Below are 24,815 nucleotides of genomic sequence, written 5' to 3'. Positions count from 1 at the left end.
GTACCCAGGGCGTTCTGCGATTTGGTCAGGTTGTTCTGAGAAACCAGAGCCAGGTAGTTGGTATTAATAACAGACATGGATTACTCCTGTAGGGAAAGGCGGTTAACCGCCGGTTGACCAGGAAAGCCCCTGATCGGGGGTGGAATCCTGGCCCTTCACCTGGGTGTTGGGCAGGCCCGGTATTTCCTGTACATCCTGGATAACGGAGCCTGAGTTTCATACTTTAGGCATTAGAGCCGCGATTTCTGTGGGTTTTGCAGGTGCTTGCATCGCAAGCACAGCGCACACCAGAACAGAATCCACTGCCCGATGTTCTGGTTGACGACTGCTTCCCGAAGAACTTTAGGCTTGAAGTGCCCGCTTTACGATTTAGACCTCGCTGCTAGAATCAACCGCGTGTGTTCATACAATTCCAGCCGATTTATGCCAGTCCTTCAAACCCCTAGCCACACCATCGATTATCTCGATCAGGGTACCGGCCCCACTGTCCTGCTTATTCACAGCGCATCCAGCAGCAATCGCCAATGGCGCCAGCTGGTCGATTCGCTTTCCACCCGCTATCGGGTACTGGCACCCAATTTATTCGGCTACGGACAAACCACAAGATGGCCGGATGATCAGACACAATCCATTCTGGATCATGTCGCTCTGGTAGAAGCTCTTATGAAAGAAGCGCCGGGCCCCATTCACCTGGTCGGCCACTCGCTGGGCGGAGTCGTAGCGCTGGAGGCGGCTCGTCTGCATAGCGATCGCATTGCCAGCCTGAGCCTGTACGAGCCCAACCCGTTTCATCTGCTGCAGCATCACGGCGACAAAGCCCATTTCGACACCATGGTCGAAATGATGGACGTCGTAGAAGGGCTCTACCGTAAAGGGCTGGCCGAGCAGGCAGCGCGCCACTTTATTGTGTTCTGGTCAGACGAGGCCAGCTGGAATGCTTTGCCCGAAGATCGTCGCGCGCGCTTTGCGGCGAATATTGGCTCAAGTGTTCATGAAGGGCGGTCGCTGCAGCGAAACACCACGCCGCTGGAAGAATATGCGGCATTAGCCGTGCCCACCATGCTTATGTACGCCCGGGACACCCTTCCTTCAATCCTGGCTTCGCAAAAAGTGTTGGTGAGTGCATGCCCAGGCTGGCAAGTGCATGTTCTTGAAGAAGGCGGACATTTGGCCCCGCTTACGCATCCGGATATCGTCAATTCAAGGATCGAGGCATTCCTGGACGCGCTGCATGTCTGCTAAGCACTGATCCAGCCGTACCACGCTGCCTTGCTGCTGGTTCAGTAAATCCCCAGCAATTCCTTCAACTGCCCCACCTTCGACCGACTGACCGGAATCAGGGACTGCTCGTTATCTGCCATCGACAGGCTTGTGGAATCCTTGTGTCGCACTACTTCGACAATATGGGGAATGCTGACGATATGGCTGCGATGCACCCGTATGTACACATCGGGATCAAGCCTTCCTTCGAGATCGGATAAGGAAAGGTTGGACAGGTAACGATCGTCTTTGGTGGCAATGGTGGTGTAGTGGCCATCCCCCTGAAACCGCACGACCTCATTCAGGTCGATCAACACCACACGGTTTTTGCGAAACACCGGAATCTTGTACAGGCGCCTCGGGGGCACAGGTTGGGCCTCTATCGCCGGGCTCGGACGGGTCGTGACATCGGTCAGGTCGTAAAACACCATGCAGGTGCCGGTAATGCCGTTGGCGCCCACCATTTTTGAGGCCTTGATCATCAATACCTTGTCGGGAATATTGATCATCATTGCCACGGGCGGTGGCGACTTGACCGGGCAGCCTACCGGGTCTTGCGATTCGAGAATAAAACTTAGCTTTCCACGACTTCGCTCGGGATGAAGCTGCATGACGTTCAGGCCCAGCAAGCCATTTTTTTGCACGCCCAGCGACTGCTCGGCCGCCGGGCCAAGAATCTGCATGGCTATGTCGTTTAGCGCGGTTACGCGATTCGACCCGTCCAGCCACACCATGCCCGGATTGAACTGTTCCAGCCGATGCTGGAATGTTTCGTTAACTGCTGTCTCCTGCATCACACACTCCCCCGGCTCTGTCGGCCTATTTAATACGAAGTGTCATTCCTGTCTGCAAGAAGCGAATTGGCAGGCCCGTGCGTCCTTGCCGGGCATCTGGCACCCGGCAATCGCCGTTCACGAAGGAAAAAGGGCCATTCAAGCCTGCAGACCGCTGTTGGTGCAATTGAATTGAACCGCACCTTTGATTGATGCCATCCTTTATGGCAGTGGACGAAAACAATATACCAGACAACACCGGAGACATTCATGATTCCTCATCGGTTCGAATACCACGCGCCCCATAGTCTGCCCGATGCCATCAGCCTGCTTGGCCAGTATGGCGACGAGGCAAAACTGCTGGCCGGTGGGCACAGCCTGTTGCCCATGATGAAGCTGCGGTTTGCCCAGCCGGGGCATCTTATCGACCTGGGCAAGATTCAAGACCTCAAAGGAATACGCGAAGAAGGCGGCGAAATCCGCATCGGCGCCATGACAACCGAGAACGAACTGATCTGGTCTGAACTGCTTCAGCAAAAATGCCCGCTACTGGTAGAAACCGCAAGGGTCATTTCCGACCCCCAGGTTCGATACATGGGCACGCTAGGCGGGGATATTTCGCATGGCGACCCGGGCAACGACCATCCGGCGGTCATGCTGGCCCTCGACGCCCGGTTCGTTTTGCAGGGGCCAAACGGCGAACGCATTGTCGCTGCGCAGGACTTTTTCCTGGGCACTTATTACACTGCCCTGGAACCCACCGAGATCCTCACCGAAATCCGTATCCCGACCCCGGCAGCAGGAACCGGCTATTGCTACAGCAAGCTCAAGCGCAAAACCGGCGATTTCGCCACTGCCGCAGCTGCCGTGCTACTGCGCATGCGGGGCAATATCGTGGACCATGTCTCGATCGCTTTAACCAACCTTGCGCCGACAGCCATCAAGGCGGGCGAGGCAGAAGCCGCCCTGCTTGGAAAAGAACTCGACGACAAGGCCATCAAGCAGGCGGCGTCGCTGGCCATGTCTGTGTGCGAGCCCGCTGCAGATCTGCGCGGCGATATCGAATACAAAACGGCCATGGCTGGCGTCATGACCGAACGCGCCCTGCGCACCGCCTATTCCAGAGCTACACGCTAGTCGGAGACAACAATGAGCAAAAAATCACTGGTGTCCTTTACCTTGAACGGCACCGCGACCGATGTGGCCGTCGAGCCTCGCGAACTGCTGATCCACACCTTGCGCGAAAAATGCCAACACACCGGCCCGCATATTGGCTGTGAAACCACCCACTGCGGCGCCTGCACGGTCGACATCGACGGCAAGTCGGTCAAGTCGTGCACCATGCTTACGGTACAGGCTGAAGGTGCCGACATCCTTACCATCGAAGGCCTGGCCCAGGGCGGCGAGCTGCACGCCATTCAAAACGCCTTCATGCAAGAGCACGGCCTGCAATGCGGCTTTTGCACGCCAGGCATGATCACCCGCACCTACCGCCTTCTGCAAGAAATTCCCGACCCCAGCGAAGAAGAGATCCGCTACTGGATCGCCGGCAACCTGTGCCGCTGCACCGGCTACCAGAACATCATCAAGGCGGTGCAGCATGCAGCCAGGACGCTTCAGGGCAAGCAGGTGGAATCATCGCATGTGCTGCTTACCGACCCCGCCAACTAACAATAATCAGGAGACCGGAATGGACACACTCGATATCGATCGCCTGACCAAGCTCGAAGGCATTGGTTGCTCTCGCAAACGGCGTGAAGACCCACGGTTTATCCAGGGCAAGGGAAACTACGTCGACGACATCACCATGCCGGGCATGCTGTTCGGCGCCCTGGTTCGCAGCCCCTATGCGCACGCCCGTATTGTAAGTATCGACAAATCGCGCGCCCTGGCGCTGCCCGGCGTGCACGCGGTGCTCACCGCCGACGACCTCAAGCCATTGAACCTGCACTGGATGCCCACGCTGGCGGGGGATGTCCAGGCTGTGCTGGCCGATGAAAAAGTAGCGTTCCAGAACCAGGAAGTGGCCTTTGTGGTGGCCGACGACCGCTATATCGCCGCCGATGCGGCCGAACTGGTCGAGGTGCAATACGAAGAACTGCCGGCCGTGATCGACCCCATCAAGGCGCTCGAATCCGACGCTCCGGTCATTCGCGACGACCTGCAGGGCAAGGACACCGGCGCACATGGATCGCGCCGTCACCATAACCATATCTTCACCTGGGAAGCCGGCGACAAGGACCGCACCGCCCGCGTGTTTGAAAGTGCCGAAGTCACCGTCAAGGAGTCCATCCTGTACCCGCGCGTACACCCCTGTCCGCTGGAAACCTGTGGATGCGTCGCATCGTTCGACAAAGTGCGCGGAGACCTTACGGTTTACCTTACGTCGCAGGCGCCTCATGTTGTCAGAACCGTCGTCGGGCTGCTCTCGTCCATACCGGAATCCAAGATTCGCATCGTGTCACCCGACATCGGCGGAGGCTTTGGCAACAAGGTGGGCGTGTATCCCGGCTATGTGGTTTCGATAGTGGCGTCCATTGTGCTGGGTCGCCCTGTCAAGTGGATCGAGTCGCGCATTGAAAACTTGAGCGCAACCGCGTTTGCCCGCGACTATCACATGACGGGCGAGCTGGCCGCCGATGCCGACGGCCGCATCAGGGCACTTCGCGTACACGTAGTGGCCGACCACGGCGCCTTTGATGCCTGTGCCGACCCCACCAAGTTTCCGGCCGGCATGTTCCACGTTTGCACCGGCTCGTACGATATTCCCAATGCCTTCGTATCGGTCGACGGTGTGTACACCAACAAGTTTCCGGGCGGCGTGGCCTACCGCTGCTCATTCCGGGTAACCGAGGCCGTTTACATTGTCGAACGCATGATCGACATCCTGGCCCAGAAGCTGGGCATGGACAAGGCCGAAATCCGGCTCAAGAACTTTATTCCGGCCGACCGCTTTCCGTATCAGAACCCGCTTGGGCTGGAATTTGACTCCGGCGATTACACCACCGCTCTTCGAAAAGTGCTGGACGCCGTCGACTACCCCGCCCTGCGTGCCGAACAGGCGCGGCGACGCGCAGACCCCGACGCCGAATGGCTGATGGGTATCGGCATTTGCACCTTTACCGAGGTCGTGGGTGCCGGGCCTTCAAAAATGTGCGACATCCTGGGCATGGGCATGTTTGATTCGTGTGAAATCAGGGTACACCCGGACGGCTCGGCCATTGCCCGCATGGGCACCATTACTCAGGGGCAAGGGCACCAGACCACATACGCGCAAATCATCGCTACCGAAGCAGGTATCCCGGCCTCCGTTATCGAGGTCGAAGAAGGCGATACCTCTACGGCTCCCTACGGTCTGGGCACCTATGGCTCCCGTTCCACTCCGGTGGCAGGCGCAGCCATTGCCCGCGCTGCCCGCAAGATCCGCGAAAAGGCCCGACTCATCGCCGCCCACCTGCTGGAAGTGTCCCCTGACGACGTGGAATTCGACCTCGACCGCTTCGTTGTCAAGGGCTCGCCCGAACAATCCAAAACCATGCAAGAGATAGCGCGCGCAGCCTACAACAATGTGCCTGAAGGCATGGAGATGGGGCTTGAAGCGGTCGACTACTACGACCCGCCCAACTTCACGTTTCCGTTTGGCGCTTATCTGTGTGTAGCAGACGTCAACCGCTACACAGGTGAAACCAGAGTTCGCCGCTTTTACGCACTGGACGACTGCGGCACCCGCATCAACCCCATGATTATCGAGGGGCAGATTCATGGCGGCCTTACCGAGGGCTATGCCGTGGCGATGGGCCAGGAAATGCCCTACGACGAAGGCGGCAACCTGCTGGGCGCCACCCTGATGGACTACTTCGTACCCACGGCGGTAGAGACACCCCATTGGGAAACCGACTTTACGGTAACGCCTTCACCCCACCACCCCCTGGGCGCGAAGGGGGTAGCCGAATCACCGCACGTGGGCTCGATACCCTGCTTCACCTCGGCTGTGGTCGACGCCTTTGCGCACCTGGGCGTCACGCATATGAACATGCCTCATAACGCGTACCGGGTATGGCAGCAAAGCCGCGCCCTGGGCCTGGATCAACGTTACTCATAAGAAGCCCTATGCAAGTCACTCTGGATAAAGTCTTTCCCCTTGCCTGCAATGCCGATGTCGCATGGCGACTTTTGCAGGACATCGAAGCCGTGGCGCAATGCATGCCGGGCGCCCGCATTACCGAACGTGTCGACCACAACAATTACCTGGGAACGGTGGCCGTCCGGCTGGGGCCGGCGTCCCTTTCGTTCAAGGGTACGATTACGGTGGTAAGCGTCGATGCCGATACCCGCAGCCTGCACCTGACCGGCAAGGGTACCGACACGGCAGGCACGTCGGGCGCCTCGATGGACCTTGTCGCCACCATCCGCGCGGACGGCAAGCAATGCGAACTGGCTGGTAGCAGTACCATAACCATGAATGGCAAGGCAGCGGCATTTGGCGGCCGCATGATGGACGCGGTCTCCGAACAGATACTCAAGCAGTTCGCCGCCAACTTTGCCCAGAAAGTGCAAGCGCTACCCGCGCAGCAAGACGGCAGTGCTCAAGCGCCCGTGGCCGACACACGGCAGGCAGCCGAGCCGCAGGCGCTGAATGGCCTGGCTTTGTTGTGGGCCATTGTTGCTGACGGGTTGCGCCGCTTGTTTGGACGCAAGCCTGCCTAGCCGGAGCCGCCATGGCCACCCAGCATCGTCAACGCATCAACGACTTAGCCAAAGAACTCGCACATCACGGATACGTGGCCGATGAAAGCCTTGCGGCGACCTTGCTGCTGGCTCAAGGCCTGGAAAAACCGGTATTGCTAGAGGGCGAAGCCGGCGTCGGAAAAACCGACGCGGCCAAGGCCCTTGCGCTGTCGCGCAATACCCGCCTGATCCGGCTGCAATGCTACGAAGGGCTGGACGCACATTCAACGCTATATGAATGGAATTATCCGCGGCAACTTCTGACGATCAAGCTGCTCGAACAGGACGAGCGCAGCGCCTTCGAAAAAGAAAAGGATATTTTCTCGGAAGCCTACCTGCTCAAGCGCCCCCTTCTTGAAGCGCTAACCGCCGAGCCCGCCGCCGTGCTGCTCATCGATGAAATAGATCGGGCCGACGAAGCTTTTGAGGCTTACCTGCTGGAATTGTTGTCGGACTTCCAGGTATCGATTCCCGAACTGGGAACCATACAGGCTCGCAGCCGCCCACTGGTCATCCTAACATCCAACGGCACCCGCGAGCTTTCCGACGCGCTTCGACGCCGCTGTCTGTATCACTACGTTGATTACCCCGATTACGCCAAAGAACTGATGATTGTCCAGGCCAGGGTGCCCGATGCGCCACTGGCCCTGGCCAAGCAGGTCGTGGAGTTTGTACAGGCCCTGCGCCAACACGACTTGCGCAAGAAACCGGGCATTGCCGAAACGCTCGACTGGATCAGTGCCCTGCTTCAGTTGGGGGTCAGCTCGCTGGACGAAGACGGCACCGATACCATCCTGCAAACACTCTCGGCTCTGGTCAAGACGCAGGAAGATCGCGCGCGGCTGACCAAGCCACTTATACAGAAGATGGTGGCGGCATGCTGACGCTCCCCGCCCCGGCAGGCGCCCCCGCACCGCAGAACCCGGCGTCGCTCGGCCAACAGCTGCATGCACGCTACGCCGGATTTGTGGCGTTCTTGCGCGCCAACGGCTTCAAGCACGGCCAGACAAGCACTGCGCTCAAATCTCTGGAAATCACCGGGCAGCTCGACCCCGACGTCACGCGCTGGACGCTACGTGCAGGGCTTTGCGGCCGGCCTGACGAGTGGCGACGCTTTGACGAGCTGTTTGATCTCTGGTTCTTTCCCGCCCAGCGAAGACGCCGGACCGAGCTGCGCGCCTCGGGCACCGGAAAGCTCGACACGCGCCGCAGCCGGGTTGAAGACAACAGTCCCGGGCAAGCCATCGATACCGGGGTCGGGTCAGATTACGAGCCCAACGATGGAGCCAGCGCCAAAGGAGCAAGCGCACAAGAAACCCATGAACGCAGCGACTTCAAACACCTGCACGAGCCCGACTCCTTGCGCGCACTCGATGAACTCATGCGCGTCTTTGCACGACAACTGAAGCAGATCGAATTGCGTCGCTACCAGGCCGCTACCCGGGGACGACGGCTGGACCTTGCCCGCACCATCCGCCAAAGCGTCTCGTACGGCGGCCTGCCACTGAAGCTGTCCTGGAAAGAGCGCAGGACGCAACGACCGCGGCTGGTGTTCCTGGTGGATGTCAGCCGTTCCATGAACCTGTACAGCTATTTTTACCTGAGGCTGGCACGTATTTTGGCTGCGCAGCTTGAAGACGTTCATGCCTTCATGTTCCACACGCACCTGACGCGCATCACCCACGCCTTGCGAGACCCTGACCCTTCCCGTGCTCGCGAAAGCCTTTACCTGCTTTCCAGTGGCTGGGCGGGCGGTACGCAAATTGGCGCATCACTTGAACAGTTCAACCGTGATTACGGCTCAAAACTGGTACATCGGCGCACTTGCATCTTTATTGCCAGCGATGGTTTCGACACGATTCCGGCCGAGCGGGCGGCAAGCGCCCTGCGCCTGATGCATGGCCAGGCGCACAGCATCATCTGGCTGAATCCCTTGGCAAGCCGGCCGGGCTATTCGCCCAGTTCGGCCTGCATGCAGGCCGCCCTGCCCTATATTGATCAGCTCGTTCCAGCCGGCAATCTGGCCGACCTGAAAAAAGCGCTGCCGGAAATAATAAGGGCCTGTCGATGAATCATCCCTGCACATCACCCGCCAGTACGGCACTGCTGAAGCAGGCCCTGCTGCTTGCCGAAGCGAATCATGCGTTTGCCTGGGCCACGGTCATCCGTGCAGCGCCGCCCAGCTCGGCCTACGTAGGCGCCCAGGCACTCGTGGCCCACGACGGAACCTTGCATGGCTGGGTGGGAGGCGGCTGTGCGCGCGATATCGTCGTACGCAGCTGCCAGGAAGCCATCCGCAGCAAGCAGTCAAAGCTCATACGCATCAGCAACGAAGCAGCCGGCAGCGAATCTGCCACCGAGCATCACGCCATGCCCTGCGCCAGCAACGGCTCGCTCGAGATTTTCATTCAGCCTGTGAATCCTGCGCCGCTACTGTATGTGATGGGCAATACGCCGGCAGCAGCGGCTGCCCGGCAGTTTGCCCAACTGCTGAACTGGCAGGTGGCAAGCCCGGAAACCCCGTTGCAAGATTGCAGCGCCGATTACGTGCTTGTTGCCACGCAAGGCGATGAAGACGCAAGCAGCCTTGAGCAGGCTCTTGGAACCCAGGCAAAAAAAATACTGCTTGTTGCCAGTTCCCGAAAGGCCGGGTCGCTTCTTGCCTCGATGCGCTACCTGGGATTTTCGGAAGCACGTCTGGCCGATATCGATAGCCCCGCCGGTCCGGACATTCTGGCGCAGACCCCGGCCGAAGTGGCCCTGGCCGCCGTTGCCGGCCTGGTTCACGCGCACCGGCAGGAAACGGGCAGGCCGCAAACCCTGGTCGCATCGCAGGCCGAGGGCCAAATCAACAGCAAGGCTGAACCACCGTCGGCCCCGGCCGCAGCAGCACTGGATTCATCGTCCTACATCAACCCGGTGTGCCTGCGTGTCATCGACCCGGCTACAGCGCTGCACACCGTGCGTATCGATGGCATCGATCACTATTTTTGCTGCAACGGCTGCAAGGCAAAGTTCGATGCCGAGCCTGCCAAATATCTGGCCAGGGCCGGCAAAGCCGACAACACCCCAGTCGCGAAACTCATCGCCGCCACTTCCAGGGTGATGTCGTGAGATTCTCTGCGGTCGTTCTGGCGGCGGGTTTGTCGCAACGAATGAATGGTCCGAACAAGATGCTGTTGCCTGTTCCGGTAGAGCCGGTGGTCCGTCGAAGCGTACGCGCCATCTTGCAATCAGGCCCCGAAGAAGTCGTGGTGGTAACCGGCCATAAACACGACCTCATCATCCAGATCCTGCAGGGGCTGAAAGTAAAGATCGCGTTCAATCCTGACTTTCGCGATGGCCAGATGACGTCAGTTAACACAGGGCTGGCCGCGCTTTCTTTGCCATGCGATGCCGTCATGGTCTGCCTGGCCGATCAGGTATTGCTTGGTCCGCAGCACTACACTCACCTGGCACAAGCCTTCGAAAATAGGCCACACGGTTCGATATTGGTGCCCTGCCTTGAAGGCAAAAGAGGGAACCCGGTAGTTTTTGATAGCCGGCACATCACCGACATATTGCAAGGCAAGCACCGCCTGGGTTGTCGCAAGCTTATCGAAGAACACCCGGAACTTGTGTATAGGCACAAGGTCGAGCACATTGGCTACGTGTTCGACCTGGACACCCCCGAAGACTACAGCCGTCTGTTGAGAAAGCTTGAGTCTGAAACGACTGCGGCACCGGCCGTATGGACGGAGCCATGAAGACAGCCCTTTCCTGGTTCGGTTCTCGACCGTCGCTGGCAGCGTGCGTCGGGATGCTGGCAGGCGCAGCTCTTGATGCCGGTCACGCCGGCTTTCTATTGTTGGCCGATCTTTGCGCAAGCGCAGGAGCCATCAGCTTCGTCGAGACCCTGCGCCTGCACTGGATTTGTCTTCCCAACATGCATGCGGGCCTGATGCTCGGAGCCATGATCAGCCCATGCTGCATTGCACTATCCATTCGCAACACAGCCGCCCTTATTTTCCAGTTTTTCTGGGCCCTGGCATGCGCAACATGGATGCTGCTGACCATGAATCTGGGTAGCTATCTTTGGGTGCGCGCCGGCCTGCCTGCGACCGAAGTCAACACAATTGCCGTCATGCTGTTCGCCATGGTTGCAGGGATGCAGGCCTGGAGGTGGATAGCGCAGCTTCCGCGCGTTGTTTCCCCCGGCTTGCGCCCCAGGCTCAACGCCCCGATGCGTACTTGATCAAAATCAATACCTCCGCGCGGCAAAGGACTACCATGATCTCAAGCCCATGTTGTTAACTTGTCCATGCGAGGAAAAAATGACAATCGAAAAAGCCATGAGCAGCAACGTCGTCACCATTGCCCCAAGCAACACTCTCGTCGAGGCAGTGCGGGTCATGAAAGAGAAAAAGATCAAGCATCTTCCGGTAGTGGATGCATCGGGTTCAGTCGTCGGCGTCGTCACCGACCGCGACCTCAAAGAGGCGTCCGCCTCAGACGCCACCACCCTCGAAGTTCACGAATTGCTCTACTTGCTCGACAAGGTCAAGATCGATTCCATCATGAGCAAGAATGTCATCACCATTGAAAAAGGCTCTGCACTCAAGCAAGCCGCGCAAATCATGGTCGAAAAAGGTATAGGCTGCCTGCCTATCGTCGAAGGCAACAAGCTTTCAGGCATTATTACCCGCAGCGATATCTTGCGGTTCTTTGCCACGTCGTAAAGCGGCTGTAAGGCCGGCGGCAAGCCCTGGTCGCCCATCAGCGCTGCCAGGCTATGCCGGCCTACAACCCGCTCTCAAATTGCGCCGGCTCAAAGCCGGCCTCGTTATCGCGAAACATCCGATACACCAGTTCGCGCAGCCACCGATGGCCTGGGTCGTTATGGTTGCGCGCATGCCAGTACTGCGAAATGGTGTATTCGGGAAACTGAAGCGGTGGCTCGATGATCTTGAGCCGGCTTACCGATAAATACGACTCGGCCAGCATGGTGGGAATCGTTACGATAAGGTCAGTGCTGGCCACAATCAGCGGAATCGCCAAAAAGTGCGAAAGCCGCAGTGCCACTCGCCGCTGATATCCCTTCTTGGCAAGAGTGCTTTCAATAATCTCGTGCCCCGACCCGACGGCCGCCACCACGGCATGAGGCATGGCCAGATATTGCTCCAGCGAAATAGAATCGCCCACCACGGGGTGATCGCGCCGCACCATGCACACGTACGACCGCCGAAACAGCTGCTGCTGGTAGCAGTCGGCCGACAAGCCGTGTATGAACCCCAGCGCCAGATCCATCTCGCCCGACTCCAGCGCGTCGCGCATCTGCCGGACAGGCAACTGCACCGTATTGAGATTGACGTTGGGTGCACTTGCGCTCAATTCGTTAAGAAGCGGCGGCAGGAACACGCGCGCGCCAATATCGGTCATCACCATATGAAAGGTGCGCGATGATGTCGACGGGTCAAACTCCTGCGTATGGTTGAGCGACTGCCGCAGCAGGCTGAGCGCCTGCAATATCGGCTCTTTAAGGTCTTGAGCCAGCACCGTGGGCTCCATGCCATGCGAGGTGCGAACAAACAGCGGGTCATTCAAAAGCTCGCGTAGCCGCTTCAAGCAGACACTTAGCGCCGGCTGTGTCACACCCATGGCTTCCGCCGCAACCGTTACATTGCGGTGCGTCATCATGGCCTCAAAAGCCAGCAGAAGCTTGATGTTCAGGTCGGTAATATTCATTTTTTGATATACACGGCATTACTGATGTGACATGGACAGGGGCACGTCAGATATCTACATTGGATGTGTCGAATGTACTTCCGCATGAAGGGTTGCACCGTACACATTTCCAGCATTCAAGTGGTTGAGCATCCGCATCATCCCGAATTAGGAGACAACAATGAACGACCCCCGTCCATTGCCCCTGGCACCAGAAAGACAATGGAAAGGCGAAGGCACTTCCAGGCTGCCTTTCTGGCTCTACACCGACGAAGACATTTACCAGCGCGAACTCGAACGCCTTTTCTACGGCCCACACTGGTGTTATGTGGGCTTCGCGTGCGAAATCCCCAACCCCGGCGACTTCAAGCGTACCTGGATAGGCGAGCGCAGCGTACTGATCGTACGCGACCGCGACGGCAGCATCAATGCCGTCGAGAATCGCTGCGCCCATCGCGGGGTGCAATTCTGTAAAGAACCCACCGGCAGTCGCAAGGTTTTTGTCTGCCCCTACCACCAGTGGAGCTACGACCTGAAGGGAAATCTGCTGGGCGTTCCATACATGCGCGGCATCAAGGGCAAGGGCGGCATGCCCGAAGACTTCAAACGCGAAGAACACGGGCTGAGAAAACTGCAGGTCGTGAACAAGAACGGCGTCATCTTTGCCAGTTTCGATCCCAACGTACCTTCATTCGAAGAGTTCATGGGGCCCACCATGATGAAGTATTTCGAGCGAGTGTTCGATGGTCGTGAACTTACCGTGCTGGGCTACAACCGCCAGCGTGTGCCCGGCAACTGGAAGCTGATCCACGAGAACCTCAAGGACTGCTACCACCCCGGCCTGCTGCACACCTGGTTCATCAACTTTGGCTTATGGCGTGCAGACAACGAATCGCTGAATGTCATGGACGACAACCATTGCCACTCCGCCATGGTTACGGTGCGCAACACCGGCGGCAAGAGCGAGGCCACCGAGGGCGTATCAAGCTTCAGAGAGCACATGACGCTTAACGATGGCCGTTTCCTGGACGTGGAAGAAGAGCACTGGTGGGGAGGCCCTACCGCGGTCATTCACAGCATCTTCCCCAGCCTGATCGTGCAGCAACAGATCAATTCCATTGCAATGCGGCAGGTGATTCCGCGGGGCCCCCGCAACTTTGACTATATCTGGACGCATTTCGGGTACGCCGAGGACACGCCCGAGATGACACAGCGCCGTCTGACGCAAACCAACCTGTTCGGCCCGGCCGGTTTCGTATCGGGTGACGACAGTGAAATCATCGGCATGCTCGAAGACAACATGCATACCGACAAGGACGGCGAAGTTTTGTGCGAACTGGGTGGCCGCGATGTGGCAGATGCCGACACGCATATCTCGGAAACCCTGCTGCGAGGCATGTACAAGTACTACCGCAAAGTGATGGAGCTATAGAAATGGAAGAAGTCATGGACCGAAATGTCGAAGAAGCGGCACTGAGCCTTGCGGTTCAGAACCTGTACAACGATTACGCGTTCTGTGTGGACAACACGAAGTTCGAAAAATGGCCGGACTTCTTTGCCGATGAATGCGTCTACCGGATTGTGTCGCGCGAGAACTTCGACGCCGGATCTCGCATGTCTACCTTGTATCTGGACAGCAAGGCCATGTTGCTCGACCGGATATACGGCATGAACGACACCATCATGCACGTACCCTATCACCAGCGCCACATCATTGGAGCGCCGCGCCTGCACAGTGTCGAAGGCGACGTCATCCGGTCTGAAGCCAATTACCTGGTCATTCGTTCGCGAACCGATTTTTTCTCCGAGGTGTTCAACACGGGTCGGTATCTGGACCTGATCGTGAAGGAAGGCGACACCCTCAAGTTCAAGGAGCGCGTTTGTGTGTTCGATGGAGACCTGGTGCCCAACTCGATTATTTACCCCCTGTAGAAAGCCGCGTCCCGGCAAGCACATATCGACCACTTGAGACTGAAGCGAAGCCTACGACTTTCAAACTACCCGCTGTCGGTGACCGATTACAGATCAACACCGACAGCGCGAAATTGAATATCACCAACAAGACCCCTTATCCGCTGTTTTAGGGCACGCAACACGGTTGTACCAGGATGAACCCAGAAAGAACTACACAGAGCAGGCGGGGACAGCCTTTGAGCAGTCTTCGCTACAAGGAGACTTCAGATGCGTACAAAATTCTTCAGGACCGTCTTACTGGCCGGCTGTCTGCTGGGCTTGGGCAGCGCAGCACACGCCCAGGAAACCGTCAAGATCGGCATCATTCAGCCGCTTAGCGGCTCCGTCGCGGCGTCGGGCAACTTCGTACTCAACGGTGCCCGCATCGCAGTAGATCACATCAATAATAATGGCGGCGTATTGGGTGGCAAGAAGCTCGAACTGGTCGTCGAAGACAACAAAAGCAATCCCACCGAATCGTCCAACGCCGCCGAAAAGCTGATCGTGCGGGACAAGGTTCCGGTCATGATCGGATCGTGGGGCTCGACCTTTACGCTGGCCACCCTGCCCAAGCTGATGGAGTACAAGGTACCGATGGTGGTTGAAACCGCAGGCGCGGACAAGATCACCACTTCGGGTAACCCATACGTGTTCCGGATTTGCCCCACCAACGACATGGAAGCCACCAGCTTCTCACGTCATATAGAGCCTTTGGGCATCAAGAAGGCCGACATTCTGGTCGTGAACAATGATTGGGGTCTGGGATCTTCGGCATCGTTGCAGCGCATCATGAAAGAGAAAGGCCTGCAGGTGGGCAAGGTTCTGACCATGGACCACAACGCACAGGACATGACCTCGCAGCTGTCTGAAATCCGCTCGTCAGATGCCGACACCCTTTTTGTCGTTACGGCCGTCGAGCAGCTCACCCTGGTTCTGAAGCAGGCCGAATCCCTTGCCGTCAAGCATCGCATCATTACTCTGGGCGGGTCTCAAAGCCCCGATCAGCTCATTGCCCATGCCGGTTCCGCTGCGGAAGGAACCATGCACAATGTCATGTTCGCGCCCTGGGTGCTGGACGCTTCGGCCGACCCGGAAATGGCAAAGTTTTTTGTCGGTGAATGGAATAAGCGCAAGCTCGACAAGGCCGGCCTGACTGAAAGCTTCCGCGGCTTTGACGCCGTGCGCACTGTTGCCGCCGCCATCGACAAGGCCGGTGCAGCCGACCCTGAAAAAATCCGCAAGGCCTTGTGGGAGATTGAACTGACCGGCCTTAACGGAAAGATCAAGTTCAATGAATCGGGCCCGAAAGGACGTGAAAGCGGGCAAAGCATTCCGAACACCTATCTTGTCAGAATAGACAAGGGACAGATTTCAGTGGTGGAATAACGAGCCGTCACCACGTTTCGCCTCGCCCTCCTTTGATGGCGAGGCGTTTTTTATGCTGCGGCAGTACGAAAAATTTCATCGACGGAACGTTCTTTACTGGTAATAATAAGACGCTTGCAGTGAATTGGAGCTCTCATGCCGCCCAAACCTCGCACCACAATTCACGGCCCCGTCTTCGCGGCCTCGGCATTCTTCATTTTGGCGCTGGTATTGTTTGCCGCCGTCTGGCCCGAGTCGGCACAACACCTTTTCAGTGTTGTCCAGGATTGGATTATCACCAACGTCAGCTGGTTCTATGTCCTCGCAGTGGCCATTATTTTGCTGACGGTAATTTTCTTGGCCATCAGTCGATACGGCGATATAAAACTCGGGCCCGATCACAGCCAGCCCGATTACCGGGACATCACATGGTTTGCCATGCTGTTTTCTACCGGCATGGGCATAGGACTGATGTTCTTCGGGGTTGCGGAACCCGTCATGCACTTCATTGATCCCCCCATAGGGGCCGGGTCTACCGTGTTCGATGCACGGGAAGCCATGAACATCACCTTTTTTCATTGGGGACTGCATGCTTGGGCAATCTACGCCATCGTTGGACTGATACTGGCATTTTTCAGCTATCGGCACGGATTGCCCTTGCGACTGCGCTCAGCCCTCTACCCGCTTATAGGCAACCGCATCCATGGGCCCATTGGTCATGCTGTTGATGTCTTCGCCATTATCGGCACGGTGTTTGGTGTAGCCACGTCTCTAGGTGTAGGCGTGTCGCAGATAAACAGTGGATTGGCGCACTTGCTCGGCCTGCCCGTTTCAATCCCGGTCCAGATCGCACTGATAGTCGTGGCATGCGGGCTGGCGACGATTTCAGTCGCCAGCGGACTCGACCGGGGAATTCGTCTGTTGTCCGAATTCAACCTGATCCTGGCAATTCTGCTGCTGATATTTGTACTGATATTTGGACCCACCGTATTCCTGTTTCAGACCTTCGTTCAGAACACCGGTAGTTATCTGGCCGACCTGGTACACAAGACCTTCAACCTTTACGCCTATCAACCTAACGACTGGATTGGCGGCTGGACACTCTTTTATTGGGGCTGGTGGGTGGCTTGGTCGCCGTTTGTCGGCTTGTTCATCGCTCGCATTTCCCGCGGCCGTACCATTCGCGAATTTGTCCGGGGCGTACTGTTGGTACCGGCGGGATTCACACTGTTCTGGATGACAGTGTTCGGGGACAGTGCAATCTATATGATTATGATTGATGGCATGCAGAACCTGGCCGATGTTGTCCGGGCCGACAGCTCTCTGGCGTTGTTTGCGTTCCTCAAGGCCCTGCCCCTAAGCGGCATCACCTCAACAATTGCCGTCATGATGGTCGTAGTATTTTTCGTGACGTCGGCCGATTCCGGCGCCTTGGTCGTAGACCTGCTTGCGTCGGACGGAAACACACATTCGCCCGTATGGCAGCGCATATTCTGGTCAGTGTTGATGGGCGTCGTTGCCATAGCCTTGCTTCTTGCTGACGGTCTGACCGCACTCCAAACGGCCACCATAGCCAGTGCTCTGCCCTTTTCAATTATTTTGCTCGTCGCCATCTGGGGCCTGCTCAAGGCGCTAAAGCTCGACGCCACCAAGCGTCGCATCCGCTATCAGACCATCACCCGCTCCCAACCTCTTGCAGGCGGGCAAAGCTGGCAACGACGCTTGCGAAATATTGTCATGATGCCAACGCGGCGGCACGTCCTGCGCTTTATCGATGATGTGGTGGTGCCGGCCATGCAGGCGGTTGCCGACGAGCTTCGCCGCCAGGGTTACGAGGTGGCCGTAGACACCCGAGACGGCGGCGAAGTCGAACTGCATGTGCAGCACCACGGCGAATACATGGATTTTGTCTATGCCGTTCGTCCCCTGGAACAAATGCAGCCCAGCCTGGCCATGGACGAAGACAGCAGCCAGGAAACACGGCGTTATTTCCGGGCCGAGGTGTTCCTGCGCGAAGGTGGCCAGGATTACGATATTATGGGCTGGAGCAACGACGAGGTCATCGGCGACATCCTTGATCAATACGAACGTCATCGCACGTATCTGCACATGGTCCACGGTACCAACCGAACCACCGCCGATCGGCCCGCGACCGAAACAGTCGCATCCGACGCGCTTGCTTCCGATCCAGAATCTGGCAGTTAATCCAAAGTAGTGAATCCATGAAAATCCTGTTTGTCGGCGCCGGCGCGGTTGGTGCCCTGTTTGGCGCTTATCTGCATCGGCACGGCGCTGATGTGCATTTTCTTTTACGGCCCGCACGCAAGGCACTGGTGGATAAGCACGGCCTGAGCCTTGCCCTGCCAGGCGAAACACTTCATATACAACCCAGTACCCTCACCGCCGCCCAGCTGGACACATCCTTCGACCTGATCGTGCTGGCGAACAAGGCTCCGGCCCTGGAAAGCGTCATTGCCGACATCACTCCTGCTGTGGGCAAGAACACGGTTATTCTTCCGCTGCTGAACGGCTTGCGCCACCTCGACAGGCTCGACCAGGCCTTCGGCCACGAACGGGTTCTGGGTGGTGTCGCGCGAACCATTGCCACGCAAGCATCACCCACCGAGATTTTGGTCAGCAACGCTTACAACAGCCTTTCCATTGGCGCGCGCGAGCCATCTCAGCACAAGGTAGCAAGTGCCGCCTGGAAACTGATGTCTGAAGCGGGCATCGACATCGAGCTCAGCGACCGCATCATGGACGATATGTGGGACAAGTTCTGCCGCATGGCATCGCTAGGTGCCGCCAACTGTCTCTTGCAGGGAACCGTCGGTGAATACATGCGCAGCGACGCCGGCGGCCAGATTGCATTGCAATTGCTGCGCGAATGCACCGACACCGCACAGGCCAGCGGGCATCCGATGCACCCCCAGGCCATTGCCGGCTTCCAGCGGGCGCTGACCAATCCAAAATCGGGCTTCAACTCATCGATGTACCGCGACATGCAAGCCGGCTTGCCCATCGAAGGGGATCATCTGGTGGGCGACATGCGTCGCCGGGCTGAAGCGGCAGGACTGAACTGCCCGCTTTTGACCATTGCCGACGCGGTGCTGCAAACGTATAGCGCGCGACTTCAGGCAAGCGCCTGAGACTTCGGCTGCCTGCCCTGCCGGGCCTGCCGACGCAAATATTCAACGACCTCGTCGTGGGTACCGGTAAAGACAATACGCGACGCCTTGCGCTCGCGCTGGTACACATACATCGGGTCGTAGTAGTGCGTCAGCAAGCCTTCGATCCATTCGCGATGTCGTTCACAACTGCCGCTGCGGGCCTGTTCGCAAAGCGCGGCGTCCATCATCGCGGCCAGGCGCTGGTGACGTTCGCCACCCAGGCGCCGCATGATGCTGTCCAGGTTCTGACGCAAGCGAAGCGCATACTTGCTCGCGCCTGTTTCCGGCCCGAACAGGGCAAGGTACTCGGCCCTCAGATCGATGACATAGTCCTTTAGAATGCGCTCGATACGGTTGGGCAGAGTATCTTCAAGCCACACCATAGGCCGCGTCTGCATGTCCTGGTACAAAACCAAGGGCAGGTTTCGGCTGCCAATGATGCGGCTTTCGTCTTCGACCACCAATGCGTCATGCCCCAGGTGTCGCTTGCGTAGAATTTCGATTCCCAGACGGTTCTCGAAATCGATTTGCGATGGCTGCGCCGACGCGTGGCTGCCAAAGCTTGAACCGCGATGATTGGCATAGGCTTCCAGGTCCAGCGCATTATCCAGCAGGTTCAACACCTCGGTCTTTCCGGTTCCGGTCATGCCACCCAGTACCGTAAAGCTGCATTCGGCCACTGCCTGTTCAATCGTGCCAAGCAAATACGTACGCATGGCCTTGTAGCCGCCCACCACGCGTGGATAGCGCAGGCCCAGTTCTGCAGAAAGCCATTCCTGCGCGATCCGGGAGCGATGTCCGCCGCGGAAGCAATACAGATAACCGTCAGGATTGGCTTGCGCAAACTGCACCCAGGCGGCGATTCGTTCGGCCCGAATATCGCCGCTGACCAGCTTATGCCCCAGGGCGACGGCCGATTCCTGGCCATGGCGCTTGTAGCAGACGCCGACCTCGTGGCGCTCCTGATCATTCATCAAGGGAAGATTGACAGCGTGCGGGAACGCACCCTTCTGGAACTCTATGGGCGCGCGTACGTCCATAAGAGGAAGCTCGCCAAGAAACAGCGTTCGGTAGTCGTGGGTGTCTTCGCGCATGATCAGCAGATTTTACCGCGCCCGCAACCGCCGTTCCTGCCACCCCGGAAATGAACTACGCCCTCGCCGCCGATATCGTGCTTGTCGTACACGGACTCTTTATTGCGTTCGTGATATTTGGCGGGCTGCTGGTAGTGTGGCGGCACCGCCTGGCCTGGCTGCACCTGCCTGCGCTGGCGTGGGGCGCCCTGGTAGTTTCAATGGGCTGGATCTGCCCGCTGACGCCTCTTGAAAACCATTGGCGCACCATGGCGGGCCAGACGCCTTTCGACGGCGGTTTCATCCAGCACTACTTGTGGCCGCTGATTTATCCCCCGGGGCTTACCCGGGAGATGCAGGTGGCGCTGGCACTATGCCTGATCGCGGGAAATGTCGCTGTGTACCTGACGGTGTGGCGTCGACGACGCCGCCACTGCTAGTAATGCGGAGGCCGCTCTTGCGTGTAGGGGTCGGATCCCCCGGCGGCTTCACCCTCATTGATGCGCCGCACAAGCGCACGATATAGCGCCTGCAGTTCTTGAAGTTCCTTCTGCAGCTCGACGACCTGATCGTTCAACTGCTGCGTCAGGTCTTCTTGTGCAATAAGCTTCAGCTCGATATCGACGAGGCGCTTTTCGTTATCCATACGCGTTAGCCCTTCAATGCAACCTTACTTTGCCAGCATGTTTGCAAGCATGAACCCGGACCCGGCGCCGGTACCGGCACCCGGCCAGGTGGACGCACCACACAGATATAACGATTTTACCGGCGTGCGATACCGCGAGTAACCGGCCACAGGACGGAACACAAAGTTCTGGTCCAGGTGATGGCTTCCACCGAGGCTGTCGCCGCCGATAAGGCTTGCGTTCTCCCGTTCGAGGTCGGCCGGAGTCATGACGTGGCTGGCAAGGATCTTGCCCCGAATTCCAGGTGCGTACTGCTCGATGAGGTCCAACACGCGCTCGGCGTAGGCCTGCCCGCAGCTATCCCAGTCGCGACCTTCGATCTGGCTCAGGGCGTCTCCCTTGACCTGTGCCGGCAGGACCCGCACCTGAACCCACAGCACGTGCCGGCCTTCTGGCGCACGGGACGGATCCAGGGCAGACGGCTGCCCGACAACCAGAACAGGTTCGGCAGGAAGCAGGCCTGCCGCCGCCTCTGCATAGACCCGTGACATCATCGCCAGGTCAGGAGCCACATGAACGTAGGCATACTTTTGCAAATGGGCGCCGGCCTTCCAGTCGGGCAAGCCGCTGGTAGCCAGATGAATCATCATTGCCCCCGGCCCGGGCCGGAAAGCCTTGACCTTGCTCTCGAAGGATTCTGGAGCCGATCCGGCGGGCAACAGGCCACCGAACACCAGCCTGGGGTTCAGGTTGGCAATAACGGCGCGACTGGCAGAGAACTTGCGCCCGTCTTCCAGAACCACCCCACGTGCGGCGCCATCGCTGACAGTAATGCTGCGGACCGGTGCGCCGGTAATGATCTCACCGCCTTTGGCCTTCAACAGGCCGGTCATTGCGCGAATAATGGTGTCGGCTCCGCCTTTTCCGATGACCATCCCAAAGTTCTGGTTGGCCATTGACTCCAGGTAGGGAAACAGCGCGCCGCCTGCGGCATCCGGCGCAAAATCCACATGCAGCCCCCATGCAGCCATCATGGCCTTGAGCTTCTCATTTTCGAAGTGACGATCGAGAAAGTCGCGAGGTGACGACAGCACAAGACGGATCAGCTCGTAAACACCTGATGTCCCTTGTTTGCGCCAGGCATTGAACAAGGTGCGAGCGGCCGCCCACGACGGCATCGGCGAACCCAACAGGCCGAACAGATACGGCGCCACGTCCTTGAAACGCTCTACCATCTGGCTCCATGCCACCGCATCGTGGGGAGACAGCGCGTGAATGGCGCTGACGGTTTCTTCGAGGCTGGCACCCACACCCAGCGCCGAATCGTCGCGGAACACCGACGCAAAGCAATGCTGGGCCGGGACAAATTCCAAGCCGTGCGCGCCAAGCTCGTCTTTGTACCGGGCGCAAAATGCCGAGCCCGCAAACATCGACAGGTTCATGGCACACAGGTCGTGACGATATCCGGGCAAGGTCAGCTCTTGTGTCTTGACCGCCCCGCCCGGCTCGGGCCGGGCCTCTATGACCAGAACCTTGCGCCCCTGCGCAGCCAGATGCACAGCGGCGGCAAGGCCGTTATGCCCTGCCCCCACGACGATAAACTCATAGCTCATAGTGTCTCCTTTTGATCGAGCCTGCCGCAGCATCGAATCTTAAACGCAAACCTTGCCCGCAGAAAATCGAGCCCGCGCGTGGCGGGCGAACGTACCTGCAAGGTTATCGGATTCTGAAGACGTTGAGGCTGCGCGTGCCAGGCAATACTGGCACCGCAGCCATGGCAAGGCGCTGCGCAGTAGCTTCAGGCGTTGCGCGGAGGAATGTCCAGGCCTTTGGCCACAGCGGGCCTTGCGGCAAATGCTGCCAGTACGCGGGCCAGATTCGGGAAATCCTTGAACCCGACGATTTCGCCGGCTTCGTAGAACCCCACCAGGTTGCGCACCCAGGGCCAGGTTGCCATGTCGGCAATGGTGTAGTCCTTGCCCATGATCCAGTCCTGATCCTGAAGCCGGTTTTCCAGCACACCAAGCAGGCGGCGCGACTCGGCGACATACCGGTCGCGCGGCCGCTTGTCTTCGTACTCTTTGCCGGCAAACTTGTGGAAGAAGCCAAGCTGGCCAAACATGGGGCCGACCCCGCCCATCTGAAACATCAGCCACTGAATGGTTTCGTAGCGGGCTGCCGGATCCGACGGAATAAACTTGCCGGTTTTATCCGCCAGATACAGCAAGATCGCGCCCGACTCGAACAATGGCAAGGGCTTGCCGCCCGGGCCATTGGGGTCGATGATGGCGGGAATCTTGTTATTGGGATTAAGGGACAGGAACTCGGGCGTGAGCTGGTCGTTGTTTTCGAACCCTACCCTATGCGCCTCGTAGGGCAGCCCCGTTTCTTCGAGCATGATCGAAACCTTCACCCCATTTGGAGTGGGTAGCGAATACAGCTGGATGCGGTCGGGGTGTTGGGCGGGCCATCGTTTGGTAATCGGGAAAGAAGACAAATCGGTCATTGACATCCTATTTTTCGCGAATCAGCTTGCTGGCTTGTGCCGACGCGTGACTAAGTGCCGTAGGAGCGGATTGCTCACCGCTCAATGCTCGTTGCAAGGTAAGGTGGAACATCGCCCGAATCTTGGGATAGTTGTGCACCTTGAACGAACTGGCGGTTACGGCGGGCTTCTGATTGTAGACCGCCACAAGGTTACGCCAATCGCCAAGATTTTTGTAATAGGTATCGCCCGTGGCCGCAAACGCCTGCTCGGTCAGGGGCAGGAAGCCGGTTTCCTGGTACCACTCGGCCGCGTTGTCGGGCTGGGCCAGCCAGGCCAAAAAGGAGGCGACGGCTTTTTCCTGTTCAGCACTTTGACCATCGGTTACCCACAATGCAGCGCCGTCAACAAACGGGTTGCCCGGTGTCTTGGTAACCTGAGGATAATAGGGCAGGCCCGAAACGCCGAAGTTCAGACTGCGAGAGCCGCGGAAGGCGCCCAGGTTTCCTGACTCGGACAGCAATACCGAACACTCGTTGTTGGCAAAACGCGAGGTTGCACTGCTATCGAACTCGGGCTTGACCATGAGTTCGCTTCGCACCCAACTGATCATAAGAGACAGGTGGCGCACGTAAACCGTGTCAAATGCGAATGAAGGCGCACCTTTGCCCTTGCCGTTGTTGTTCGAAGTAAAGAACTGGTTGTTGACCGCGGCCAGGTTCTCGAGGTTGATCGAAACCGGCTGGTCGCTGGTGGCCGGGCAATTTCGGGTTGCCCGGTTCGCCAGATCAACCAGTTGCCCCTGAAGTTCGGACCATTCGCGGCGCGGTTTTTCGGGCTTCAATCCTGCTTTCTTGAAAGCCTCGATGTTATAGAACATGACCGGCACTTCGGCCATGTACGGAAACGCCATCAAGCGGCCCTTGTCGTCACGCGCAAAGCCGTTTTCTGGATGTACAAACCATTTTGCATCCTTGATGGGATACTTGGCCAGAAGCGCATGCAGGGGCTTGACGCCGGAGTGCCCGTCGTTTTGCGCCGGAGAGCGCCGGAACTCCAGCTGCACCAGGTTGGGCCGACTACCCTTGGCAGTGGTGGCAAGCTTGTTTTCAAGTACCTCTGGGCTGTTGAACGATTCGAGTCGAACCCTGACACCGTCACTTTGACGATTGAACTGTTTGACGAGTTTTTCGAAGACACCCGTATTGTGACCGTTAAGAGCGTGCCACACCGTAATATCGGTTGCTGACGCCAGGGGCGAAATGACTGCCAAAGCACCGGCCAGGGCTGTCAGGCCCACCGCCTTCGGCATAGACGAAATACGGTTGCCGAAAAGACGAATCAAGCTCATATGGTTAACCTAAAAAAGGAAACTCGGGCTCCGGCCTGTTGCCGGAGATCAGGTCGGCCAATGCACGGCCCGAACCTACACCCATGGTCCAGCCCAGCGTCCCGTGCCCGGTGTTGAGGTACAGGTTGGGAATGCGGGTACGGCCAATTAACGGAACGTTTGAGGGTGTAGAGGGGCGCAGCCCCGACCAGAAGCGAACATTATCAAAATCAAGCGCCGTTGGGAACAAGGCGCGGGCCTGCTCGCGCATATTTTGGCAACGAGTTGTATTCAAGCCTCGGGAATAGCCGCCGATTTCTGCCACACCGGCCATGCGCAACTGGTTGCC

Annotated in this window: 25 protein-coding genes; 17 read left to right on the top strand and 8 right to left on the bottom strand. The window is 58.2% G+C overall.

Going from position 1 to position 24,815, the window contains the following annotated elements; all coding sequences use genetic code 11:
* Positions 1–423 precede the first annotated feature (423 nt).
* Complete coding sequence (locus tag Q1J88_RS09245; protein WP_301117358.1) at positions 424–1,242, top strand: alpha/beta hydrolase; 819 nt, start codon at positions 424–426, stop codon at positions 1,240–1,242.
* A 38-nt stretch (positions 1,243–1,280) separates the two neighbouring features.
* On the opposite strand, the gene Q1J88_RS09240 is transcribed toward Q1J88_RS09245, so the two are convergent.
* Positions 1,281–2,054 (bottom strand): LytTR family DNA-binding domain-containing protein, encoded by a 774-nt coding sequence (locus Q1J88_RS09240; protein WP_301117357.1) that lies wholly within the window; start codon positions 2,052–2,054, stop codon positions 1,281–1,283.
* Positions 2,055–2,303: 249 nt separating this feature from the next.
* Between Q1J88_RS09240 and Q1J88_RS09235 the strand changes: the two genes are divergently transcribed.
* The 10 genes from Q1J88_RS09235 (at position 2,304) to Q1J88_RS09190 (ending at position 11,479) form a co-directional block, all read left to right on the top strand.
* Positions 2,304–3,170 carry a xanthine dehydrogenase family protein subunit M gene (locus Q1J88_RS09235; RefSeq protein WP_301117356.1) on the top strand — a complete coding sequence of 289 codons (867 nt, stop codon included), beginning with the start codon at positions 2,304–2,306 and terminating at the stop codon, positions 3,168–3,170.
* A gap of 12 nt (positions 3,171–3,182) precedes the next feature.
* Positions 3,183–3,704 (top strand): (2Fe-2S)-binding protein, encoded by a 522-nt coding sequence (locus Q1J88_RS09230; protein WP_301117355.1) that lies wholly within the window; start codon positions 3,183–3,185, stop codon positions 3,702–3,704.
* A 19-nt stretch (positions 3,705–3,723) separates the two neighbouring features.
* Positions 3,724–6,135, top strand: coding sequence for an aerobic carbon-monoxide dehydrogenase large subunit (locus tag Q1J88_RS09225; RefSeq protein ID WP_301117354.1), 2,412 nt, complete (start codon positions 3,724–3,726; stop codon positions 6,133–6,135).
* Positions 6,136–6,143: 8 nt separating this feature from the next.
* Positions 6,144–6,740, top strand: a complete 597-nt coding sequence (locus Q1J88_RS09220; protein ID WP_301117353.1) for an SRPBCC family protein — start codon at positions 6,144–6,146, stop codon at positions 6,738–6,740.
* 11 nt (positions 6,741–6,751) lie between these two features.
* Positions 6,752–7,645 (top strand): MoxR family ATPase, encoded by an 894-nt coding sequence (locus Q1J88_RS09215; RefSeq protein WP_301117352.1) that lies wholly within the window; start codon positions 6,752–6,754, stop codon positions 7,643–7,645.
* On the top strand, positions 7,639–8,832 hold the full coding sequence (locus Q1J88_RS09210; protein ID WP_301117351.1) for a VWA domain-containing protein: 1,194 nt from the start codon (positions 7,639–7,641) through the stop codon (positions 8,830–8,832). The genes Q1J88_RS09215 and Q1J88_RS09210 overlap by 7 nt, the downstream gene beginning before the upstream one ends.
* Entirely contained in the window at positions 8,829–9,875 is a 1,047-nt protein-coding gene (locus Q1J88_RS09205) for an XdhC family protein (RefSeq protein ID WP_301117350.1), read from the top strand. Before Q1J88_RS09210 ends, Q1J88_RS09205 begins: the two co-directional genes overlap by 4 nt.
* The gene (locus tag Q1J88_RS09200) at positions 9,872–10,507 is read left to right on the top strand and encodes a nucleotidyltransferase family protein (RefSeq protein WP_301117349.1); all 636 of its coding nucleotides are present in this window, start codon (positions 9,872–9,874) and stop codon (positions 10,505–10,507) included. Before Q1J88_RS09205 ends, Q1J88_RS09200 begins: the two co-directional genes overlap by 4 nt.
* Positions 10,504–10,995, top strand: a complete 492-nt coding sequence (locus tag Q1J88_RS09195; RefSeq protein ID WP_301117348.1) for a hypothetical protein — start codon at positions 10,504–10,506, stop codon at positions 10,993–10,995. The genes Q1J88_RS09200 and Q1J88_RS09195 overlap by 4 nt, the downstream gene beginning before the upstream one ends.
* A 79-nt stretch (positions 10,996–11,074) precedes the next feature.
* Complete coding sequence (locus Q1J88_RS09190) at positions 11,075–11,479, top strand: CBS domain-containing protein (RefSeq protein ID WP_301117347.1); 405 nt, start codon at positions 11,075–11,077, stop codon at positions 11,477–11,479.
* A gap of 61 nt (positions 11,480–11,540) precedes the next feature.
* Here the strand turns inward: Q1J88_RS09190 and Q1J88_RS09185 are convergent, their stop codons facing one another.
* The gene (locus tag Q1J88_RS09185; RefSeq protein WP_301117346.1) at positions 11,541–12,485 is read right to left on the bottom strand and encodes a LysR family transcriptional regulator; all 945 of its coding nucleotides are present in this window, start codon (positions 12,483–12,485) and stop codon (positions 11,541–11,543) included.
* A 160-nt stretch (positions 12,486–12,645) separates the two neighbouring features.
* On the opposite strand from Q1J88_RS09185, the gene Q1J88_RS09180 reads away from it, so the two are divergent.
* The 5 genes from Q1J88_RS09180 (at position 12,646) to Q1J88_RS09160 (ending at position 18,931) form a co-directional block, all read left to right on the top strand.
* Positions 12,646–13,896 carry a Rieske 2Fe-2S domain-containing protein gene (locus Q1J88_RS09180; protein WP_301117345.1) on the top strand — a complete coding sequence of 417 codons (1,251 nt, stop codon included), beginning with the start codon at positions 12,646–12,648 and terminating at the stop codon, positions 13,894–13,896.
* A 2-nt stretch (positions 13,897–13,898) separates the two neighbouring features.
* The gene (locus tag Q1J88_RS09175; RefSeq protein ID WP_301117344.1) at positions 13,899–14,396 is read left to right on the top strand and encodes an aromatic-ring-hydroxylating dioxygenase subunit beta; all 498 of its coding nucleotides are present in this window, start codon (positions 13,899–13,901) and stop codon (positions 14,394–14,396) included.
* A 249-nt stretch (positions 14,397–14,645) separates the two neighbouring features.
* On the top strand, positions 14,646–15,803 hold the full coding sequence (locus Q1J88_RS09170; RefSeq protein WP_301117343.1) for an ABC transporter substrate-binding protein: 1,158 nt from the start codon (positions 14,646–14,648) through the stop codon (positions 15,801–15,803).
* 135 nt (positions 15,804–15,938) lie between these two features.
* Positions 15,939–17,987, top strand: coding sequence for a choline BCCT transporter BetT (gene betT, locus Q1J88_RS09165; RefSeq protein ID WP_301117342.1), 2,049 nt, complete (start codon positions 15,939–15,941; stop codon positions 17,985–17,987).
* A gap of 17 nt (positions 17,988–18,004) precedes the next feature.
* The gene (locus tag Q1J88_RS09160; RefSeq protein WP_301117341.1) at positions 18,005–18,931 is read left to right on the top strand and encodes a ketopantoate reductase family protein; all 927 of its coding nucleotides are present in this window, start codon (positions 18,005–18,007) and stop codon (positions 18,929–18,931) included.
* Here the strand turns inward: Q1J88_RS09160 and mnmH are convergent.
* Positions 18,916–20,046 carry a tRNA 2-selenouridine(34) synthase MnmH gene (gene mnmH, locus Q1J88_RS09155; RefSeq protein ID WP_301117340.1) on the bottom strand — a complete coding sequence of 377 codons (1,131 nt, stop codon included), beginning with the start codon at positions 20,044–20,046 and terminating at the stop codon, positions 18,916–18,918. The two genes, Q1J88_RS09160 and mnmH, sit on opposite strands and share 16 nt — an antisense overlap.
* Positions 20,047–20,096: 50 nt before the next feature.
* On the opposite strand from mnmH, the gene Q1J88_RS09150 reads away from it, so the two are divergent.
* Positions 20,097–20,465 carry a DUF2784 domain-containing protein gene (locus Q1J88_RS09150; RefSeq protein ID WP_301117339.1) on the top strand — a complete coding sequence of 123 codons (369 nt, stop codon included), beginning with the start codon at positions 20,097–20,099 and terminating at the stop codon, positions 20,463–20,465.
* On the opposite strand, the gene Q1J88_RS09145 is transcribed toward Q1J88_RS09150, so the two are convergent.
* The 5 genes from Q1J88_RS09145 to Q1J88_RS09125 all read right to left on the bottom strand — a co-directional run.
* Positions 20,462–20,671, bottom strand: a complete 210-nt coding sequence (locus Q1J88_RS09145) for a SlyX family protein (RefSeq protein ID WP_301117338.1) — start codon at positions 20,669–20,671, stop codon at positions 20,462–20,464. The two genes, Q1J88_RS09150 and Q1J88_RS09145, sit on opposite strands and share 4 nt — an antisense overlap.
* Positions 20,672–20,695: 24 nt before the next feature.
* Positions 20,696–22,264: an NAD(P)/FAD-dependent oxidoreductase gene (locus Q1J88_RS09140; RefSeq protein WP_301117337.1), complete on the bottom strand. Its 1,569-nt coding sequence runs from the start codon at positions 22,262–22,264 to the stop codon at positions 20,696–20,698.
* A 185-nt stretch (positions 22,265–22,449) separates the two neighbouring features.
* Positions 22,450–23,157: a glutathione S-transferase N-terminal domain-containing protein gene (locus tag Q1J88_RS09135; RefSeq protein WP_301117336.1), complete on the bottom strand. Its 708-nt coding sequence runs from the start codon at positions 23,155–23,157 to the stop codon at positions 22,450–22,452.
* 7 nt (positions 23,158–23,164) lie between these two features.
* Positions 23,165–24,487, bottom strand: coding sequence for an extracellular solute-binding protein (locus Q1J88_RS09130; protein WP_301117334.1), 1,323 nt, complete (start codon positions 24,485–24,487; stop codon positions 23,165–23,167).
* Between the two features lie 4 nt (positions 24,488–24,491).
* Positions 24,492–24,815 (bottom strand): FAD-dependent oxidoreductase (locus Q1J88_RS09125; protein WP_301117332.1); only part of this gene is annotated, 324 nt, incomplete at its 5' end.

This window comes from Pusillimonas sp. (assembly GCF_029263785.1).
In the GTDB taxonomy this organism is placed as follows: domain Bacteria; phylum Pseudomonadota; class Gammaproteobacteria; order Burkholderiales; family Burkholderiaceae_B; genus Pusillimonas.
Note: the sequence above shows the minus strand (reverse complement) of the source record. Positions and strands in the feature narration are given on the sequence as shown.

Bases quoted from the DNA above. Each gene is read 5' to 3' on its own strand.
- Q1J88_RS09245 (WP_301117358.1), top strand. From the start codon at position 424: ATGCCAGTCCTTCAAACCCCTAGCCACACCATCGATTATCTCGATCAG.
- Q1J88_RS09240 (WP_301117357.1), bottom strand. From the start codon at position 2,054: ATGCAGGAGACAGCAGTTAACGAAACATTCCAGCATCGGCTGGAACAG.
- Q1J88_RS09235 (WP_301117356.1), top strand. From the start codon at position 2,304: ATGATTCCTCATCGGTTCGAATACCACGCGCCCCATAGTCTGCCCGAT.
- Q1J88_RS09230 (WP_301117355.1), top strand. From the start codon at position 3,183: ATGAGCAAAAAATCACTGGTGTCCTTTACCTTGAACGGCACCGCGACC.
- Q1J88_RS09225 (WP_301117354.1), top strand. From the start codon at position 3,724: ATGGACACACTCGATATCGATCGCCTGACCAAGCTCGAAGGCATTGGT.
- Q1J88_RS09220 (WP_301117353.1), top strand. From the start codon at position 6,144: ATGCAAGTCACTCTGGATAAAGTCTTTCCCCTTGCCTGCAATGCCGAT.
- Q1J88_RS09215 (WP_301117352.1), top strand. From the start codon at position 6,752: ATGGCCACCCAGCATCGTCAACGCATCAACGACTTAGCCAAAGAACTC.
- Q1J88_RS09210 (WP_301117351.1), top strand. From the start codon at position 7,639: ATGCTGACGCTCCCCGCCCCGGCAGGCGCCCCCGCACCGCAGAACCCG.
- Q1J88_RS09205 (WP_301117350.1), top strand. From the start codon at position 8,829: ATGAATCATCCCTGCACATCACCCGCCAGTACGGCACTGCTGAAGCAG.
- Q1J88_RS09195 (WP_301117348.1), top strand. From the start codon at position 10,504: ATGAAGACAGCCCTTTCCTGGTTCGGTTCTCGACCGTCGCTGGCAGCG.
- Q1J88_RS09190 (WP_301117347.1), top strand. From the start codon at position 11,075: ATGACAATCGAAAAAGCCATGAGCAGCAACGTCGTCACCATTGCCCCA.
- Q1J88_RS09185 (WP_301117346.1), bottom strand. From the start codon at position 12,485: ATGAATATTACCGACCTGAACATCAAGCTTCTGCTGGCTTTTGAGGCC.
- Q1J88_RS09180 (WP_301117345.1), top strand. From the start codon at position 12,646: ATGAACGACCCCCGTCCATTGCCCCTGGCACCAGAAAGACAATGGAAA.
- Q1J88_RS09175 (WP_301117344.1), top strand. From the start codon at position 13,899: ATGGAAGAAGTCATGGACCGAAATGTCGAAGAAGCGGCACTGAGCCTT.
- Q1J88_RS09170 (WP_301117343.1), top strand. From the start codon at position 14,646: ATGCGTACAAAATTCTTCAGGACCGTCTTACTGGCCGGCTGTCTGCTG.
- betT (WP_301117342.1), top strand. From the start codon at position 15,939: ATGCCGCCCAAACCTCGCACCACAATTCACGGCCCCGTCTTCGCGGCC.
- Q1J88_RS09160 (WP_301117341.1), top strand. From the start codon at position 18,005: ATGAAAATCCTGTTTGTCGGCGCCGGCGCGGTTGGTGCCCTGTTTGGC.
- mnmH (WP_301117340.1), bottom strand. From the start codon at position 20,046: ATGCGCGAAGACACCCACGACTACCGAACGCTGTTTCTTGGCGAGCTT.
- Q1J88_RS09150 (WP_301117339.1), top strand. From the start codon at position 20,097: ATGAACTACGCCCTCGCCGCCGATATCGTGCTTGTCGTACACGGACTC.
- Q1J88_RS09145 (WP_301117338.1), bottom strand. From the start codon at position 20,671: ATGGATAACGAAAAGCGCCTCGTCGATATCGAGCTGAAGCTTATTGCA.
- Q1J88_RS09140 (WP_301117337.1), bottom strand. From the start codon at position 22,264: ATGAGCTATGAGTTTATCGTCGTGGGGGCAGGGCATAACGGCCTTGCC.
- Q1J88_RS09135 (WP_301117336.1), bottom strand. From the start codon at position 23,157: ATGACCGATTTGTCTTCTTTCCCGATTACCAAACGATGGCCCGCCCAA.
- Q1J88_RS09130 (WP_301117334.1), bottom strand. From the start codon at position 24,487: ATGAGCTTGATTCGTCTTTTCGGCAACCGTATTTCGTCTATGCCGAAG.